Source organism: Streptomyces sp. NPDC002690 (genome assembly GCF_053592415.1).
In genome coordinates, this window is sequence record NZ_JBSFVR010000549.1 from 1 (window position 1) to 3,417 (window position 3,417).

The following is a 3,417-nucleotide window of genomic DNA, read 5'->3' on the forward strand; positions in this document are numbered from 1 at the left end:
GTCCTGCCTTCCGCCGGAGTGTGACGCGGGCGGGTTCGCGGACGCGGTTCGGAGCAGAGCCGGAGGCGGGGCCGGGGGGCGGATCCCGTCACTCCGGATCCGCCCCCCGGCCCCGCCCGCTCAGGCCCCCCCCCGCTCAGGCCCCGGTCCGCCCCGGGGGCCTGGACGGGTCAGCGGCGCCTTCCCTGGCCGAACTCGCCGCCCATGTCCTTGCCGGTACCGGTGTCCATCCCGTCCGCGTAGTCGATCTTCTCCTTGCGGACCTCGGCGGAGACCTCCTTCTGCTCGGTCACCCGGTCCCGCTCCAGTCGTACGCGTTCCACGGCCACGGCCTCCTTGCGTACGGTCGCGCGCTCCGCGTGCAGGGTCACCTCCACGTCCTGCTCGCCGATGGCGGTCTGCCCGGTCACCTTCTCGCCCGGTGCCAGCGGCTCCCTGACCACGCGTACTTCCTCGTGCGAGACCGGCACCGTGCGGGTGACCTCCTCCGTCACGACGTACTTGTGCAGGCGGGCCCGCCCGCTCTCGTACTCCTCCGTACCGACACGCAGCTGCTCCTCGGACCGGATGAGTTCCTCCTGGCCGGCGAGGTCGGCCTTCGACATGTCGGGAGCGGACCGCTCCGCGCCGGCGCCCACCAGCGGCCGGGCTCCGGCCGAGGCGTCGGCGTCCCGGTGCTTGCCGGCGCCCGCCATGCCCGTGCCCGTCGTGCCCGCGGTACCGCCGGTCGCCTTGCCGGTACCGGTACCTGTCGTGCGGGCCGCGCCCGCCGCCCCCGCACCTGCGGCGGCTCCGGCGGCGCCGCCCATCGCGCCCGTACCGGCCGTCGTCCGTCCGTCCGCGCCCATGTTCGTACCCGCGGTACTCCGGGGCTTCCTCGTGAGTCCGTAGTGGCGGTAGAGCTCTTCCTCCTCGGCGACGGAGAGGTGGGCGTCCGCGTCCACCCGGGGTGCGTCCTTGACGCTCTCCTTCGGGTGCGCCACGTGCAGGTCCGAGCCGACCCGACGGGCTCCGGCGAGCGGAACGAAGCTCTCCTTCATCCCGAACATGCCGGTCTTGACCGTGACCCAGTCGGGCTTGCCGGTGTCGTCGTCGACGTACACCCGGCCGACATTGCCGACCTTCTCGCCCCCGTTGTCGTAGACGGTGAGACCGTCGAGCTCTCCGGAATCCGTGAAACCGTCAGCGGCTGCCATGACCGATGCCTCCTCGCCCGGACGCGTCCTGTGGTGGGTCCACTCAGGTGCGGCACGCCCGGTTCCATCGCGCCTCACCCGGATGGCCCCTGCAACCCACCGGCCGTCCGGGGCCCGGCGGTCGGGGTGCGTCGCACCCTTCCCGGCCCGTGCCCGCCGGAAAAGGTGACCCGGACCACCCGTTAGGCCAAACGGGTGACGACCCTGGTGGCGGCCCGCGGGGGATGTCGGTCGGGCCACCGGACGGGCGGTGCCCCGCGGGACCGGGGGCCCCGCATAGGATCGACCGGCCATCGTCGTTCGCACCGGAGGGCCGTCCGTCACGGCCGGCCGCCGCCGCACACCCCGGGAACCGCCATCACCTCCGTCCCCCTCCAGCTCCCGGCGCCGCGCGGGCGTCTGTGTACCCGGCACGAGGACGGCCACCGGCTGGGCCATCTGGTCTGGCGGCTGGCCCCGGGCAGCCGGGTCTGCAGCAGCGCGGTCCTGGGAGGCGGCATCGGCACCCGCGCCTGGATTCTCAACGCCCAGGTGCCCGGCGGTTACCCGAGGCTCGACCCCGACCGGCACCTCGCACAGATCGCGGCGGCGGAGGGTCTCGACGGCCCGGGCGCCGGACTCATGACCGCCGCCGACGTGAGCGCGTACACCGAGGCGCACGACGAGGGAGTGACGGCCACCGTCACCAGCGGCCTCGGCGTGCGGGGCTGGGCAGCCGTACCGGCACCGGGCGCGGTCGGCCCGCTGCCGCCGGGGACGGTCAACATCGTCGTCACACTCCCGGTCGCCCTCAGTGACGCCGCCCTGGTCAACGCGGTCGCCACCGCCACCGAGGCGAAGGTGCAGGCGCTCCTGGACGCCGGGCTCGACTGCTCCGGTACCCCCACGGACGCCGTCTGCGTGGCCGCGCCCGCCCCGGGGCCCGAGGGGGCGCAGCCGTTCGCCGGACCCCGCTCGCGCTGGGGCGCACGCCTGGCGAGGGCGGTGCACGCGGCCGTGCTCGAAGGTGCGATGGCCCATCCGCGCGACGCGTACGAGCAGGGCCGTCCGGGCGGTGGGCCCGGGGGTGCCGGCGGATGACGGCCCGCGGGGCCGCCGCCCTCAGACCACCGTCACCGGGTGGCGGACCACCGCGTCGAAGAGGTACCCCTGCGTGTTGTGCGCGGTGGTCTCCGGCTGGGTCCGCCCGGACCGGTCGGTGGCCCGTGCCAGCAGGACGCCCGGCCCGGTACGGTCCGGCACCCACGGGGTGGACCAGCGCACCCAGCTCCCCGCGCGCGGCTCGTCCCGCAGCCGGGCCCGCCGCCAGCGGACGCCGCCGTCCGTGCTGACCTCCACCGACCGGACCGGGGCCCCGCCCGACCAGGACCTCCCCGTCAGGTGGACCGGCCGGTGCGCGGTGAAGGACGCGCCGAGCGGAAGCTCGAAGGCGCTCTTGAGCGTCTGGCGGGTCAGCGGCGCGCTGCCCTCCACGGGATAGCCGGGGCCGAACAGCCGGTAGAGCGTGGTGTTCCACGGGGACACCAGCGGTTCGGCGCTCACCTCGATGTCGCCGACCCACTTGATGTTGGCGATGCCCACCCACGAGGGCACGACGAGCCGCACCGGGAAGCCATGGTCCGGCGGGAGCGGCTCACCGTTCATCTCGTAGGCGAGCAGCACGTCGTCCAGGGCCTTGGACACCGGCAGCGGCCGTCGCACCCGTCCCAGGTTCGTCCCGTCGGTCACGACCTCCGCGTCCAGGCCGCGCGGCAGCACGTCGACGGCATGCCGGCCGATGCCCGCCCGGCGCAGCACGGTACGCAGCGGTACCCCCCGCCAGCGCGCCGTGCCGATCGCGCCGAGTGTCCACGCGGTACCGCTGACCTGCTGGTTCTGCTGGGAGGAATAGAAGCTGCGGCCGTTGCCCGCGCACTCGACGAACGCGGTCCGGGTGACGGACGGCAGGGCGCGCAAGGCGTCGTACGAGAAGTCCACCGGGCCGCCCGTCAGCCCGTCGCCCCAGAGGGTGAGCTTCCAGTCGGCGGCCTCGATGCGAGGGGTGGCGGTGTGGTTCCGCACGAAGAAGCGGTCCGTGGGAGTGAGTACTCCCGTCCCGCGCAGCGCGGCGAAGTTGGTCTCCGCGTTGGTGCCCCGGATGGTGAACAGGTCCGCGGGCAGCGGCTTCACCACGCCGGGCAGCGACTCCGCCGCGTACGCGGGCGTGGCGGCCGAGGCCTGC

Annotated in this window: 3 protein-coding genes; 1 reads left to right on the forward strand and 2 read right to left on the reverse strand. The window is 74.6% G+C overall.

Annotated elements, in window-relative coordinates; translation table 11 throughout:
- Window positions 1-170: 170 nt before the first annotated feature.
- Complete coding sequence (locus ACWD3D_RS34975) at window positions 171-1,196, reverse strand: PRC and DUF2382 domain-containing protein (RefSeq protein WP_451464713.1); 1,026 nt, start codon at window positions 1,194-1,196, stop codon at window positions 171-173.
- 399 nt (window positions 1,197-1,595) lie between these two features.
- Here ACWD3D_RS34975 and ACWD3D_RS34980 point away from each other — a divergent pair, with 399 nt between their 5' ends.
- Complete coding sequence (locus tag ACWD3D_RS34980) at window positions 1,596-2,276, forward strand: adenosylcobinamide amidohydrolase (RefSeq protein WP_451464715.1); 681 nt, start codon at window positions 1,596-1,598, stop codon at window positions 2,274-2,276.
- 21 nt (window positions 2,277-2,297) lie between these two features.
- Here ACWD3D_RS34980 and ACWD3D_RS34985 read toward each other — a convergent pair.
- The coding region (locus tag ACWD3D_RS34985; RefSeq protein ID WP_451464714.1) for a sulfite oxidase at window positions 2,298-3,417 on the reverse strand (1,120 nt) is incomplete at its 5' end.

Excerpts from the sequence above, each read along its gene's own strand:
- ACWD3D_RS34975 (WP_451464713.1), bottom strand. The coding sequence starts at position 1,196 with ATGGCAGCCGCTGACGGTTTCACGGATTCCGGAGAGCTCGACGGTCTC.